Source organism: Streptomyces sp. NPDC037203 (assembly GCF_055605065.1).
In genome coordinates this window covers 396,953-410,621 of the sequence record NZ_JBVJUC010000005.1, presented here as the reverse complement: position 1 = coordinate 410,621, position 13,669 = coordinate 396,953, and the positions used below count along the sequence as shown (strand labels likewise).

Below are 13,669 nucleotides of genomic sequence, written 5' to 3'. Positions count from 1 at the left end.
GGCGTGCGACCGGGGCAACCGGCGGCGCCCGACTTCCCGAGCCGGTACGAGCAGGCCGGGCGAGCCGTCCGCCACGCGCGGGGTACGCGGGTACGCCGACCCGCTACCGCGTCCGCGAGGGAACCGGCGGCACCCCTCCCGCCGACGGCCGAGCCTCTACAGCGCCCGTCCCGCACCGCCACGAGAAGCAAGCGCGGCCCGAGCCGCCCCCAGCCGAACAGAGCCACCCCCACCCGCCCCGCCCGTTCCTCTCCCGGCCGACCGAGCCGGGAGGCTGGAGGCAGGGCATCGGCCAATACAGGAGAGGTTGATCCCAAGGTGCACGATCTGATCGCGCGGGCCAGCGCCTGGCTCGCCGAGGACCCCGACCCGGACACCCGTGCCGAACTCGCCGAGCTGATCGAGGCCGGTGACGAGAAGGAGCTGGCGGCACGTTTCGCCGGCACCCTCCAGTTCGGCACCGCCGGCCTGCGCGGCGAACTCGGTGCCGGCCCGATGCGCATGAACCGCAGCGTCGTCATCCGCGCCGCCGCCGGTCTCGCCGCGTACCTGAAGAAGAACGGCACCCCCCACGGGGGTCCCGGCGCCGGCCTCGTCGTCATCGGCTACGACGCCCGCCACAAGTCCGCCGACTTCGCCCGCGACACCGCCGCCGTGATGACCGGCGCCGGGCTGCGTGCCGCCGTACTCCCCCGTCCGCTGCCCACCCCCGTGCTCGCCTTCGCGATCCGGCACCTGGGCGCGGTCGCCGGCGTGGAGGTCACCGCCAGCCACAACCCGCCCCGCGACAACGGCTACAAGGTGTACCTGGGCGACGGCTCCCAGATCGTGCCCCCGGCCGACGCGGGCATCGCCGCCGAGATCGACGCGATCGCCTCGCTGGCCGACGTGCCCCGCCCGGAGTCCGGCTGGGAGACCCTGGACGACGCGGTCCTGGACGCCTATCTGGCCCGTACCGACGCCGTGCTGGCCGCCGGCTCCCCGCGCACCGCCCGCACCGTCTACACCGCCATGCACGGCGTCGGCAAGGACGTCCTCCTCGCCGCCTTCGCCCGCGCCGGCTTCCCGGAACCGGTGCTGGTCGCCGAACAGGCCGAGCCCGACCCGGACTTCCCCACCGTCGCCTTCCCCAACCCGGAGGAGCCGGGCGCGATGGACCTGGCGTTCGGCCGGGCCCGCGCGACCGACCCGGACCTGGTGATCGCCAACGACCCGGACGCCGACCGCTGCGCCGTGGCCGTCAAGGACGGCGCCGACTGGCGGATGCTGCGCGGTGACGAGGTCGGCGCGCTGCTCGCCGCCCACCTGGTACGCCGCGGCGCTCGGGGCACCTTCGCGGAGTCGATCGTCTCCTCCTCCCTGCTCGGCCGGATCGCCGGAAAGGCGGGGCTGCCGTACGAGGAGACGCTGACCGGCTTCAAGTGGATCGCCCGCGTCGACGGCCTGCGCTACGGCTACGAGGAGGCCCTCGGCTACTGCGTGGACCCCGAGGGCGTGCGCGACAAGGACGGCATCACCGCGGCCCTCCTGATCACCGAGCTGGCGTCCGGGCTGAAGGAGGAGGGCCGTACCCTTCTCGACCTGCTGGACGACCTCGCCGTCGAGCACGGTCTGCACGCCACCGACCAGCTGTCCGTGCGCGTCCAGGACCTCTCCCTGATCGCCGACGCGATGCGCCGCCTGCGCGAGCAGCCCCCGACGCGGCTCGCGGGCCTGGCCATCACCCGCGCGGAGGACCTGACGCAGGGCACGGAGACGCTGCCGCCGACGGACGGCCTGCGCTACACCCTCGACGGCGCCCGCGTCATCGTCCGGCCCAGCGGCACCGAGCCGAAGCTGAAGTGCTACCTGGAGGTCGTCGTGCCGGTTGCGGCACGCGACGGCCTGCCGGCCGCCCACGCCCGCGCGAAGGAACTCCTGGCGGCCGTCAAGCGCGACCTCTCCGCGGCCGCCGGCATCTGAAACCGCGGCAGCCGCCGGAGAACACCGGAAAAAAACCAGGGGCACCCCGGATCCCGACCCCGGAGGTGCCCCTCGTCCGTCCCGGCGCGGTGGGGGCCGTACGGCTGCGTGGCGGCGCGGTCCACCGCCGCGTGCCGCGCCTCCGGCGGCCGGGAACCGCCGCGCGCCCCGGCCCGCCGCGGCTCAGCCGCCGGTGGCCAGCAGGATCACCAGGAGGACGGCCCCGGCCAGCGCCGGCGCCACCACCTCGTAGGCCCAGCGGATCGTCGTAGCGCCCTGGGCGGACTCTTCCTTGCCGGACCGGTCGAGGAGGTCGCGCAGGTCGTCCATGGCCTTGTCGCCCTCCGCCCGCGTCGGCCCGGTGTCGGCGCTGCGCGCGGTGACCCCGCCGTAGCCGAGGCCCCTGGCGCCGAGCCCGGAGCCGAGCCCGCCGCCCGCCGCCCGCCGGGCCGCGCTCGCCGTCCGCCGCTCGGCCTTCTTGCGGGCGCGCAGCGACACGGGCATCGCCCACAGCTGGTAGGTGGCGCCCGACGCGGTGCGCACCTCGTTGGTGAGGCTGGAGCGCAGGGCCTCGACCTCGCCCCACGGCACGGTGATCACCCGGAACGGATTGCGGATCCGCAGCCGTTCCTCGTTGGCGAACACCGCCGGGCGCAGCGTGAAGGCGATCACCAGCGGAACGGCCAGGATCATCGTGGCCAGCGCGAGCCACGGGGTGCGGCCGTGGCCGTTGATCAGCGCGTCGAAGCCCAGCCAGGCGACGACCGCGAGCAGCAGCACGCCGCCCACGAGCCCCATGGGCGAGCGGTAGATCCGGTCCTTCACGGCGGGCACCGGAGGCTGCGACGCGGGGGGCTTGTTGTCCGGGGTCGTCATGGCCCGATTGTGCACGACGCCGGATCGGGCGCCGCCAGGTGCCCCGAGACCCGTATCCATCCGTGATCCGCGGCGGCCCGCGCGCGGCGGGAGGACCCGTAATCCGCACCGGGGGTGTACAGCCGCTACGCGCGTAGATATGCTCGTCTGGTGACCATGCCCACCACTGCACCCCCAGCACACGCGCTCGCCGACGTCACCGCGTCCGACAGCACACTGCGCCGATTCCTGCACGGGCTGCCCGGCGTCGACGCGGTCGGCCTGGAGGCGCGCGCCGCGTCGCTCGGCACCCGTTCCATCAAGAACACCGCGAAGGCGTACGCCATCGACCTCGCCATCTCGATGGTCGACCTGACGACGCTGGAAGGCGCGGACACGCCGGGCAAAGTCCGGGCGCTCGGCGCCAAGGCGGTCCACCCGGACCCGACCGACCGCACCGCCCCGACCACGGCCGCGGTCTGCGTGTACCCGGACATGGTGGCCGTCGCCAAGGAGGCCGTCGCCGGTTCCGGCGTCAAGGTCGCCTCGGTCGCCACCGCCTTCCCGGCCGGCCGTGCCGCGCTCGACGTGAAGCTGGCCGATGTGCGCGACGCCGTCGCCGCGGGTGCCGACGAGATCGACATGGTCATCGACCGCGGCGCGTTCCTCGCGGGCAAGTACCTGAAGGTGTACGACGAGATCGTCGCCGTCAGGGAGGCCTGCGGGACGAGCGCCCGGCTGAAGGTCATCTTCGAGACCGGCGAGCTGTCGACGTACGACAACATCCGCCGCGCGTCCTGGCTCGGCATGCTCGCGGGTGCCGACTTCATCAAGACCTCGACGGGCAAGGTCGCCGTCAACGCGACGCCCGCCAACACCCTGCTGATGCTGGAGGCGGTGCGCGACTTCCGCGCCCAGACCGGCGTCCAGGTCGGCGTGAAGCCGGCCGGCGGCATCCGCACCAGCAAGGACGCCGTCAAGTTCCTCGTCCTGGTCAACGAGACGGCGGGCCAGGACTGGCTGGACAACCACTGGTTCCGCTTCGGCGCCTCCTCGCTCCTCAACGACCTGCTGATGCAGCGTCAGAAGCTGGCCACCGGCCGTTACTCCGGCCCCGACTACGTGACGGTGGACTGATCACCATGGCATCCGCATCCGCATTCGAGTACGCACCGGCGCCCGAGTCCCGCTCCGTCGTCGACATCGCGCCGTCCTACGGCCTGTTCATCGACGGCGAGTTCACCGACGCGACCGGCGGCAAGGTCTTCAAGACCGTCTCGCCGTCCACCGAAGAGGTGCTGTCGGAGGTCGCCGAGGCCTCCGAGGAGGACGTCGACCGCGCGGTGAAGGCCGCCCGCAAGGCCTTCGAGAAGTGGTCCGCGCTGCCCGGCGCCGAGCGCGCCAAGTACCTGTTCCGCATCGCCCGGATCATCCAGGAGCGCAGCCGGGAACTGGCCGTCCTGGAGACGCTGGACAACGGCAAGCCGATCAAGGAGACCCGCGACGCGGACCTCCCCCTGGTCGCCGCCCACTTCTTCTACTACGCGGGCTGGGCCGACAAGCTCGACCACGCCGGCTTCGGGGCGAACCCGCGGCCGCTGGGCGTGGCCGGCCAGGTCATCCCGTGGAACTTCCCGCTGCTGATGCTGGCCTGGAAGATCGCCCCGGCGCTCGCGACCGGCAACACGGTCGTCCTCAAGCCCGCCGAGACCACCCCGCTGTCCGCCCTGTTCTTCGCGGACATCTGCCGCCAGGCCGGCCTGCCCAGGGGCGTCGTCAACATCGTGACCGGTGACGGCCGTACCGGTGCCGCGCTGGTCGCGCACCCGGATGTGAACAAGGTCGCGTTCACCGGCTCGACGGCGGTCGGCAAGGCGATCGCGCGGACCGTGGCCGGCACGCGCAAGAAGCTCACCCTCGAACTCGGCGGCAAGGGCGCGAACATCGTCTTCGACGACGCCCCGATCGACCAGGCCGTCGAGGGCATCGTGAACGGCATCTTCTTCAACCAGGGCCAGGTCTGCTGCGCCGGTTCGCGGCTGCTGGTCCAGGAGTCGATCCAGGACGAGCTGCTGGACGCGCTCAAGCGCCGCCTGTCCACGCTGCGCCTGGGCGACCCGCTGGACAAGAACACCGACATCGGCGCGATCAACTCCGCGGAGCAGCTGGCCCGGATCACCGCGCTGGCCGAGGCGGGCGAGGCGGAGGGCGCCGAGCGCTGGTCCCCCGCCTGCGAACTGCCGGGCGCCGGCTACTGGTTCGCGCCAACGCTGTTCACCAACGTCACCCAGGCCCACACCATCGCCCGCGAGGAGATCTTCGGCCCGGTGCTGTCGGTCCTCTCCTTCCGCACCCCGGACGAGGCGGTCGCCAAGGCGAACAACACGCAGTACGGCCTGTCGGCGGGCATCTGGTCCGAGAAGGGCTCCCGCATCCTGGCCGTCGCGGGCAAGCTGCGCGCCGGTGTCGTCTGGTCCAACACGTTCAACAAGTTCGACCCCACCTCGCCGTTCGGCGGTTACAAGGAGTCGGGCTTCGGCCGCGAGGGCGGCCGCCACGGCCTGGAGGCGTACCTCGATGTCTGACGCACGACTTTCCGTCTTCAAGACCTACAAGCTGTACGTGGGCGGCAAGTTCCCGCGTTCCGAGAGCGGCCGGGTGTACGAGGTGACGGACCCGAAGAACAACTGGCTGGCCAACGCTCCGCTGTCCTCCCGCAAGGACGCGCGGGACGCGGTGGTCGCGGCCCGCAAGGCGTTCGGCGGCTGGTCCGGCGCGACCGCCTACAACCGCGGTCAGGTCCTGTACCGGGTCGCGGAGATGCTGGAGGGGCGCCGCGAGCAGTTCGTGCGCGAGGTGGCCGAGGCGGAGGGTCTGTCGAAGTCGAAGGCCGCGGCCGTCGTGGACGCGGCGATCGACCGCTGGGTCTGGTACGCCGGGTGGACCGACAAGATCGCCCAGGTGGTGGGCGGCGCGAACCCGGTCGCGGGTCCGTTCTTCAACCTGTCGTCGCCGGAGCCGACGGGCGTGGTCGCCGTACTGGCCCCTCGGGACTCCTCCTTCCTGGGCCTGGTCTCGGTCCTCGCCCCGGTGATCGCCACCGGCAACACGGCGGTCGTCATCGCCTCCGAGAAGGCCCCGCTCCCGGCGCTGTCCCTCGCCGAGGTGCTGGCCACGTCGGACGTGCCGGGCGGCGTGGTGAACATCCTCTCCGGCTGCGCGGCCGAGATCGCCCCGTCACTGGCCGCGCACCAGGACGTCAACGCGATCGACCTCGCGGGCGCGGACGAGGAGTTGGCGAAGGAGCTGGAGATCGCCGCCGCCGACAACCTGAAGCGCGTCCTGCGCCCCCGGGACGTCGATTTCACGGCGACGCCCGGCACCGAGCGCCTGACGGCCTTCCTGGAGACGAAGACCGTGTGGCACACGACGGGCGCCCTGGGCGCGACGGGTTCGTCCTACTGACCTGCCCGCCCCCACTCCCCGAGAGCAACCGAGAGCCGCGCTCCCCTCCATGGGGGGCGCGGCTCTCTGCATGGAACAGGGTCGCCGACGTAGCTCCGGAACTGGTAGAGGTATTCCGGTATGTGATGTGAGCGGTGGGTGCCTTGGGGGTGATCGCGCAGTTGGAGTCGGTGATCGCAGCGCGGGACAAGCAGGTGAAGAAGGCGATGGCGGACTTCACGGCCGATGGTGTGGCGGATGAGTACCACGGCAAGGAGCAGCGCTGGAACAGTGCGTCGCAGGAGGTTCGGAACATCATCCATCTGCTGAAGACGACGATGGAGAAGAACGACTCGACGGCGCATGCGACCCTGGCGAGGGCGAAGTCGGCGGTCGACAACATCGGTTGACGGTGGGCGGTTCACGGGGGTTGGGCTATGACGGGCTGGGATCTGCGTCCGCAGGGCATCAGTCGTGTGCTGTCGGTGACGGGGAAGACGGCGTCGGATCTGGAGACGCAGGCGAAGGATTTCGGGGCGCATCTGCAGTCGGCGGCGTCGAGTGCGGGCACGGTCTCCGCCGGCGGCTCGGGTGGTTCGGGTGGTGGGGCGCCGGGTGGTCTGGTGGCGCTGGCGTCGTCGCAGTATGCGGAGCATGCGACGAGGGATCTGCAGTTCATCGCGGCGCGGGCGGGTAAGTCGTTGCGGGGTGCGGTGGATGCGACGACGGCTTATCTGGACGGGGACGAGGTGATGGCGGCGCGGGCGCAGCGGGAGGCGTCGGCGCCGGGTGTGCGGATGCCGGGGGTGGGCGGGGCGTGATCAGGCCGGAGGAGATTCCGGAGTTCACCGGTGATCTGGAGCAGTTGGAGAAGGACTACGGCTCCCTGAAGAAGGACGCGGGGCAGATCCGTTCCACGGGCGCGGATGTGCATACGCAGTTCCAGGGCCTGTCGGCGTACTACAAGGCCCCCGAGGCGGATCAGCTGTTCGCCTCGACGAAGCCGGTGTCGGACCGCGCGGATTCGTTCGGGACGGATCTGGAGACGGTGTCCGCGGCGCTGTCGGGGTATGCGGCCGAGGTCCGGCCGCTGGTGGAGAAGCTGAAGCGGCTCAAGCACGACGCGCAGGCGTTCGTCGACTCGGTCGAGGGCGACGACGACTGGCAGTACGACGAGGACAAGGTCAAGAAGAACAACCAGCTCCGCGACGATGTCACGGCGACGGTCGCGGCGTTCTGGGCGGCGGAGCGCACCTGTCACAACAAGATCACGGCGTTGTGGCACGGCACGCAGATGATCGCCGGTGACGGCACCGACAAGAAGAACATGTACGGCTACAGCGCGTCCGACCTGAAGGGCGCGAAGGGGCTGCCGTGGGGCGATCCGGTGGAGCAGAAGCACCACTGGTACGACGTCGGGCACTGGGTGAAGTCGTTCGTCTGGGACGGCATCGTGGTGGACGGCATCTGGGGCACGGTCAAGGGTCTGGGCACCCTGGTCGGTGTCGACGGCTGGGATGCGATGAAGACGGCCTGGAAGGGCCTGGCGCAGCTGGCCACAGGTCTCGCGTTCATGAGCAACCCCGTACTGGCGGTGGCGTTCTGGGCTACACCGGACAAGTACATGCCGTCGTGGCTGCGTGAGTCGCGCAATACGATGAAGCAGACCGGCAAGGCGTTGCTGGCGTGGGACGAGTGGGGCAAGAACCCCGCCCGCGCGGCCGGCGGGGTCACCTTCAACGTTCTCACCGCGGTCTTCACCGACGGCGCGGGCGCCGCGGCCGAGGGCGCGGGCAAGGCGGGCGCGGTCGCGAAGGCGATCTCGTTCGCGGGCAAGGCCGGCCGGGTCATCGACCCGATGACGTATGTCATGAAGGGCGCGGGCGCCGGCCTGTCGAAGATCGGCGATATCGGCAAGGCCCTCAAGGGCGCCGGGAAGATCGACATTCCCAAGCTCCCCGACAACGCGATCACCCTGCCCCGCGGAACCGTCCACCTCCCCGACGGCACGGTCCGCCTCCCCGAGGGAGCCCCGCTCCCCAAAGACGCCGTCCGCCTCCCCGCCGGCAACGTCCGCTTGCCGCACGACGCACCCCTGCACCCGGCGGGCACGGACCCCCTGCACACCCCCGAAGGCACGCCCCCGCTGTTCGCCGACGAACGCGGCAACATCGTGGACCACAAGGGCGACGTCCTGCTCGACACGAGAGGAACCGGCCCGACGGACACCGTCGACTCGGACCACCCCGGCACCCCTGCCCACCCGACCACGGACGCGGACACCCCGCACACCACGTCCCCCACCAGGGAACCCGCCCTGGTCGGCGCAGGCACCCACACCGTCGACACCGCGGCACACGCCGGCGAACACATCAAACTCGACGACAGCACCGGCCACGACCTCGGCGACACCGACCGAGCGGGTGACCATCGCGCGGGCAACCACGCAGGTGACCGTCTGCCGGGTGGCGGCGTCCCCGAACACCGGGCGGATGCCTCTGCAAGCCAAGAGCCGCGGTCCGGACACTCGGCCGACCATCAAGTTATCCGGGCGGACAGCCACGACGGTCATGCGGCAGATCATCTCGAACCGCACGGAGGGGACCATCCTTACGGGCCTGCCCCCGACGGTGGTGCCGACATCCCGACCGCATCCCACGACATCGGACCCGGTGGCCCGGTTTCGGGTATCCCCGACGAACCTCGGGGCAACCTACCGGACGGGTCATGGACAGGAGAGAACGGCCTTCACCTGGACTCCGAGACGAATAGAGCCGTCGACGAGTTCATGGACCGTTCGAGGGCGGTGGAGCCGGGCATCACCGAGTCGGTGAAATCTGTCGTCGGCCGGATCAACGACGGCAAGCTCATAGGGCTCGAGTACCGGCTGAAGGGCGAGGAGTCGCTCAAGCGCAAGATCGCCACAGACCTGCTCGAAAACATCGGGCGACGTCATGGTGATGTGCTGGGCGGCATCAAGGACTCGATCCGCTACACCATGGAAGTGCCGACCGAGCACTACACGGCTGGCGTCCAGCGCGCCATCAGTGAGCTGCAAGCCAAGGGTTTCGAGAACGTCACGTTCAAGAACACCTGGGATTCCGCCGGCTACAAGGGCGTCAACTCGACCTGGCGTGACCCCATCAGCGGCCAGGTCTTCGAGCTGCAGTTTCACACCGCGGACAGTTTCACGGCCAAGATGGACGGCCATGCCCTCTACGAGAAGGAGCGCTTGCCCGGAGTCACCCCCGAGGAACTCGCCGCGATCAAGACCGAGCAGACGGACCTGTTCGGCGGGGTATCCGTGCCCCATGGCGCGGAGGACATCCGGATCGGAGCTCATGAGGTCGCCGATGCGGGGCCGCTCCCGGGCAAGGACGGGAATCCGGCTGTCAGCCATGTCAACCACTCGGCCTACGATCCTCATGGGCCGCCACACGATGCACCGAGGGAGCATGAACTTCCCGCTTCCATGGACGAGTACGAGGCCGCGCAGCACGGCGCGGCCCCGCACGAGCATGGGCACCTGTCCGATGACGGCCCTTACACCGAGGGTTCGCACGGTGGTTGGAGCGGCGCTGGGTGGGTGGAAAAGCCGGATTCCATTCACGATCCGGACTCCGTGGTCGCGGCCGAGATGTACGAGGACATCAGGGCGACGGACAACAAGGCGGAGCTCCCCGCCATCGCGAAGCACACCGGTGTCGACGAATCGGTGCTCCGTCAGGTGAAGAGTCACCTGTTCCGCGCCCAGCATGAGGTCGCTATCGGGCCCGGCTCGTTCAAGAAGGGGTTGTTCACTCCCCGCAGGGATGTCGGCGAACTGTGGTTCGCCGCTCGCGAGGGAAAGCTCAGCGAGGAGGGGGTGCAGCAGTTCAAGCACCTCATGGCGCACGAGTATGTGGAAAGCCGGCTGATGAAGTCGGGTCTCCCCTACATCCGCGAGTACGACCATCTGTGGGAGCTGGACCCGGCCGACGGAAAGTACTATCGGCCGCAGTTCCCTCAGGACATACATGACGCGGGCGCTCATGATCTGGCACCCAATGACAAGATCGGCGGATTCCGGCACTGGCGGTCCTTGGGCATGGAACAGCCCGACGTCGAGCTGGTCGACGATTTGTCCAACCTCGATGAGGTGGTGAAGGCTATCCATCAGCAGCTGCGTTTGAAGGGGTTGTATCTGTGAGTGCCGAATCGCCGCGGGCCGTGTTGGATAGGTTGCGAAGCGTTTCGTGGTACGGCGACTGGGAAGTCTCGACCGCCCACACCCGCTCGCGGGCGCTGTTGATGCGCGAGTACCTGCGCCGGGCCGCCCTCTGGGCGCAGGCCTACGGCGCGCAGGCCGAGTGGCCGTTTTTCGATGTGACGGAGTTCGTCGACCCCGCGTTCTCCCTCGATCCGGACATCGGCGAGGAACTGGAAGAGTTCCTGACGCACTCGGTCCCGACACCGTCGACCGCGCGGACCTGTCGCGGTGCCGTGCGCTGGGCTGCCCTCACGGCGGCGAAGAGGGACGGCTTGGCCGATCTTCCGGATCCGTACGAGCCCTTGCTGCTCATGTACGAACGCGGCGGCGGTTATTCGATCGAGGAGTTCATCGACCTCTACGGAGTCATGATCCCGTACGGAGACTTCGAATCCAACCTCCACGCCGAACCGTTCCTCACCCTGCGGCCCGGCACGCTCGATGCTCTCGACCAGGGAGCGGAAGGGCGCATCACGTACTACGCCAAGATCGACGGCGAATACTCCCGAAACAGCCCGCTCGGAATCGTGCGGCGTCGCGTCGTGGGAAGGGAGGGGGCGACATACGATGAGGCTTTCACGCGGAATCTGCGCTGGGAGCCTACGCAATACCTGCGGCGCTACGAGCTGGGGGACAACGAAGTCGACCACGTGCAGATCTCGGAGCGGGAAGCGGCGGCGTTCATCGAGTCCGTTTCGATTGCGAAGTCCCAGCACTGAACGCACAACGAGCCGGGCCCCCGAGCTGACGGTCGGTCGAGGTATATGACGTCTCGCCCGCGTTGCTCGGGGGCCTCGTCGGCGGACGTGCCGCCCAGGGATGGGGCTCGTCAGTGCGTCAGGGCCGTCAGTACCTGGCCCAGCACCGGGACCGCGCCCAGGGACTGGGCCTCCGCGATCGGGGTGGTCAGCATTTGGGAGCCCACCGGCTTGAAGTCGGCGACCTGGGTGCCCACTCCGTTGTCGAGGGGGTCGACGCCGGTGCCGGCCAGGGGGTTGGGCTTGAGGCCGGCGAGCGGGCCGGTCACGTAGCCGACCGTGCCGGTGAGGACCGTGAGCCCGGCCTGGGGGTCGATCTTGCCCAGGGACGTCGGCCGCCACGGCACGTCCACGAGCGGGGCGTCCGTGTCCGCGTGCGCCGTCGCCGCCCCCGCGCCCAGCGCCGCACCGGCGGTCACGAGGGCGAACAGGGCACGGCGCGCGGTGAGGGGCTGGGGCTTGCTGTGTCGGGCCATCGCTGGTGCCACCTTCTGGTGCGCAGGGTAATGGTGTCGACACACAGGGTAGTTGAGAGGCGGCCCACGCTTCAAAAGCGAACCGCGGGGTCGGCAGGCGCCACGTCATGCGTCAAACTGGTGTTCCGTGAGCATTCATCCCCCGTCCCCCGCCCGAGTCGTGCTGCTGTGCGGCCCCTCGGGTTCGGGCAAGTCCCTGGTCGCCGCCCGTTCCGGGCTGCCCGTCCTGCGCCTGGACGACTTCTACAAGGAGGCCGACGACCCGACTCTGCCCCTGGTGGAGGGGAGTTCGGACATCGACTGGGACCACCCGGACTCCTGGGACGCCCGGATCGCGCTCGACGCCATCACCCGGTTGTGTGCCACGGGTTCGACTCCGGTTCCGGTGTACGACATCGCGCTGAGCGCCCGTACCGGCGAGGAGACGCTGCGGCTGGACCGTACGCCCGTGTTCATCGCGGAGGGCATCTTCGCCGCGGAGATCGTCGAGCGCTGCCGGGAACTCGGTGTCCTCGCCGACGCGCTCTGCCTGAACCGCGGGGCGGTCACCACCTTCCGGCGGCGCTTCGTGCGCGATCTGAAGGAGGGCCGCAAGTCCGTGCCGTTCCTGCTGCGCCGCGGCTGGCGGCTGATGCGCGCGGAGCGCACGATCGTCGCCCGCCAGGTGGCCCTGGGCGCACACCCGTGCGACCGGGACGAAGCCCTGCGCCGGCTCGCGGTGGCGCAGCGAGCCGACAGGTACACCGCGGCGTAGGGGAGAGCGCCGGAGCGGGGGACGGGACAGCGGAGAGGGGCCGGCCGGACCCCCCGATCCGACCGGCCCCTCTCCGGTACCTCCCCCGTGATCCCCCCCGTATCCCCCGTTGCTCCTCCCCCACGGGCCACCACCCCCACAGCGGTTATCCCGTGCCCCCGTCGTCCCCCGTGCTCACCGGACCGCCCCCCAGCGGCCCGGCCCCCGTCCCCCCGTACCTCAGGCGACCAGTTCGCCGAAGGCGTTCTCCTCGTCACGGCCGAAGCTGAGGACCTCGTCCTCGCGCAGCCGGCGCAGCGAGCGCCAGATGCTGGACTTCACCGTGCCGACACTGATGTTGAGTATGTCCGCGATCTCCGGGTCGGTACGGCCCTCGTAGTAGCGCAGGACCAGCATGGTGCGCTGCAGTTCGGGCAGCCTGGCCAGCGCCTGCCACAGGACCGCGCGCAGCTCGGTGCCGCGCATCGCGTCCGTCTCGCCGGGCGTCTCGGGCAGTTCCTCGGTCGGGTACTCGTTGAGCTTGCGGCGCCGCCAGGCGCTGATGTGCAGGTTCGTCATCGTGCGGCGGAGGTAGCCGCCGACGGCCGCCTTGTCGCTGATCCGGTCCCACGCCCGGTAGGTCGAGAACAGCGCGCTCTGGAGCAGGTCCTCGGCCTCGAAGCGGTCGCCGGTCAGGTGGTAGGCGGTGGCGTACAGGGAGGCGCGGCGCTCCTGGACGTACGCGGTGAACTCCGCCTCCGTCAGCGAACGACGCTCCCCCGTGTCCTCCTTGTACGCGCTTCCCCCGTGCGTGTCCCCCGTACGCGCGTCCACCACCGACATGTAGGGCTGCTGCCCGTGCACACCGTGCTGACGCCCGGCACCGCGAGCGCACCCCCGGCCGCCCCCACGCTCGAACACGCTCGCGCGGGACGTGCCCCCGTCGCCGCCGGACTTCTCGGGACCCCGGTGCACGTCGTGCAGACGCGTGACCACTGCGCTGGTGCTGATGCTGTGCAGCGTGTTCATCTCGCGCTCCCCGTCGTGGACTTCCGGTGCTTCCGTCCTGCTCCGGGCCCGGCCCGGTCGAACTCCGGGCGCTTCCGGCCACTTCGGCCGGATCCGGCTGCTCGCCGTGCCCGTGACCAAAAGCCTGCCGGGATCACTTCATCGCCGTGTCCGCCGACTGTCA

12 protein-coding genes are annotated in these 13,669 nt (G+C 70.3%); 9 read left to right on the top strand and 3 right to left on the bottom strand.

Going from position 1 to position 13,669, the window contains the following annotated elements; genetic code table 11:
* Positions 1-318: 318 nt before the first annotated feature.
* Positions 319-1,962, top strand: a complete 1,644-nt coding sequence (locus tag ACZ7EC_RS17910) for a phospho-sugar mutase (RefSeq protein WP_471063502.1) — start codon at positions 319-321, stop codon at positions 1,960-1,962.
* 183 nt (positions 1,963-2,145) lie between these two features.
* On the opposite strand, the gene ACZ7EC_RS17905 is transcribed toward ACZ7EC_RS17910, so the two are convergent.
* Positions 2,146-2,838, bottom strand: a complete 693-nt coding sequence (locus tag ACZ7EC_RS17905) for a PH domain-containing protein (RefSeq protein WP_471063500.1) — start codon at positions 2,836-2,838, stop codon at positions 2,146-2,148.
* Between the two features lie 156 nt (positions 2,839-2,994).
* Here ACZ7EC_RS17905 and deoC point away from each other — a divergent pair, with 156 nt between their 5' ends.
* The 7 genes from deoC to ACZ7EC_RS17870 all read left to right on the top strand — a co-directional run bounded on the left by deoC (position 2,995) and on the right by ACZ7EC_RS17870 (position 11,229).
* Positions 2,995-3,954 carry a deoxyribose-phosphate aldolase gene (deoC, locus tag ACZ7EC_RS17900; protein ID WP_471063642.1) on the top strand — a complete coding sequence of 320 codons (960 nt, stop codon included), beginning with the start codon at positions 2,995-2,997 and terminating at the stop codon, positions 3,952-3,954.
* Positions 3,955-3,959: 5 nt separating this feature from the next.
* Entirely contained in the window at positions 3,960-5,402 is a 1,443-nt protein-coding gene (locus ACZ7EC_RS17895; protein ID WP_471063498.1) for an aldehyde dehydrogenase family protein, read from the top strand.
* Entirely contained in the window at positions 5,395-6,282 is an 888-nt protein-coding gene (locus tag ACZ7EC_RS17890; protein WP_471063496.1) for an aldehyde dehydrogenase family protein, read from the top strand. The genes ACZ7EC_RS17895 and ACZ7EC_RS17890 overlap by 8 nt, the downstream gene beginning before the upstream one ends.
* 134 nt (positions 6,283-6,416) lie before the next feature.
* Positions 6,417-6,671, top strand: coding sequence for a pore-forming ESAT-6 family protein (locus ACZ7EC_RS17885; protein ID WP_471063493.1), 255 nt, complete (start codon positions 6,417-6,419; stop codon positions 6,669-6,671).
* A gap of 27 nt (positions 6,672-6,698) precedes the next feature.
* Positions 6,699-7,082 (top strand): DUF6507 family protein, encoded by a 384-nt coding sequence (locus ACZ7EC_RS17880; RefSeq protein ID WP_471063491.1) that lies wholly within the window; start codon positions 6,699-6,701, stop codon positions 7,080-7,082.
* Positions 7,079-10,450, top strand: coding sequence for a hypothetical protein (locus ACZ7EC_RS17875; protein WP_471063489.1), 3,372 nt, complete (start codon positions 7,079-7,081; stop codon positions 10,448-10,450). Before ACZ7EC_RS17880 ends, ACZ7EC_RS17875 begins: the two co-directional genes overlap by 4 nt.
* On the top strand, positions 10,447-11,229 hold the full coding sequence (locus ACZ7EC_RS17870) for a hypothetical protein (RefSeq protein WP_471063488.1): 783 nt from the start codon (positions 10,447-10,449) through the stop codon (positions 11,227-11,229). Before ACZ7EC_RS17875 ends, ACZ7EC_RS17870 begins: the two co-directional genes overlap by 4 nt.
* Before the next feature lie 110 nt (positions 11,230-11,339).
* Here ACZ7EC_RS17870 and ACZ7EC_RS17865 read toward each other — a convergent pair whose 3' ends face one another.
* Positions 11,340-11,744, bottom strand: a complete 405-nt coding sequence (locus ACZ7EC_RS17865; RefSeq protein ID WP_471063486.1) for a hypothetical protein — start codon at positions 11,742-11,744, stop codon at positions 11,340-11,342.
* A gap of 160 nt (positions 11,745-11,904) precedes the next feature.
* Here ACZ7EC_RS17865 and ACZ7EC_RS17860 point away from each other — a divergent pair, with 160 nt between their 5' ends.
* Positions 11,905-12,498, top strand: a complete 594-nt coding sequence (locus ACZ7EC_RS17860; RefSeq protein WP_471063640.1) for a uridine kinase family protein — start codon at positions 11,905-11,907, stop codon at positions 12,496-12,498.
* A 219-nt stretch (positions 12,499-12,717) separates the two neighbouring features.
* On the opposite strand, the gene ACZ7EC_RS17855 is transcribed toward ACZ7EC_RS17860, so the two are convergent.
* Complete coding sequence (locus tag ACZ7EC_RS17855; RefSeq protein WP_471063484.1) at positions 12,718-13,506, bottom strand: SigE family RNA polymerase sigma factor; 789 nt, start codon at positions 13,504-13,506, stop codon at positions 12,718-12,720.
* Positions 13,507-13,669: the final 163 nt, after the last annotated feature.

Bases quoted from the DNA above. Each gene is read 5' to 3' on its own strand.
- ACZ7EC_RS17890 (WP_471063496.1), top strand. From the start codon at position 5,395: ATGTCTGACGCACGACTTTCCGTCTTCAAGACCTACAAGCTGTACGTG.
- ACZ7EC_RS17855 (WP_471063484.1), bottom strand. From the start codon at position 13,506: ATGAACACGCTGCACAGCATCAGCACCAGCGCAGTGGTCACGCGTCTG.
- deoC (WP_471063642.1), top strand. From the start codon at position 2,995: ATGCCCACCACTGCACCCCCAGCACACGCGCTCGCCGACGTCACCGCG.
- ACZ7EC_RS17865 (WP_471063486.1), bottom strand. From the start codon at position 11,744: ATGGCCCGACACAGCAAGCCCCAGCCCCTCACCGCGCGCCGTGCCCTG.
- ACZ7EC_RS17895 (WP_471063498.1), top strand. From the start codon at position 3,960: ATGGCATCCGCATCCGCATTCGAGTACGCACCGGCGCCCGAGTCCCGC.
- ACZ7EC_RS17880 (WP_471063491.1), top strand. From the start codon at position 6,699: ATGACGGGCTGGGATCTGCGTCCGCAGGGCATCAGTCGTGTGCTGTCG.
- ACZ7EC_RS17905 (WP_471063500.1), bottom strand. From the start codon at position 2,838: ATGACGACCCCGGACAACAAGCCCCCCGCGTCGCAGCCTCCGGTGCCC.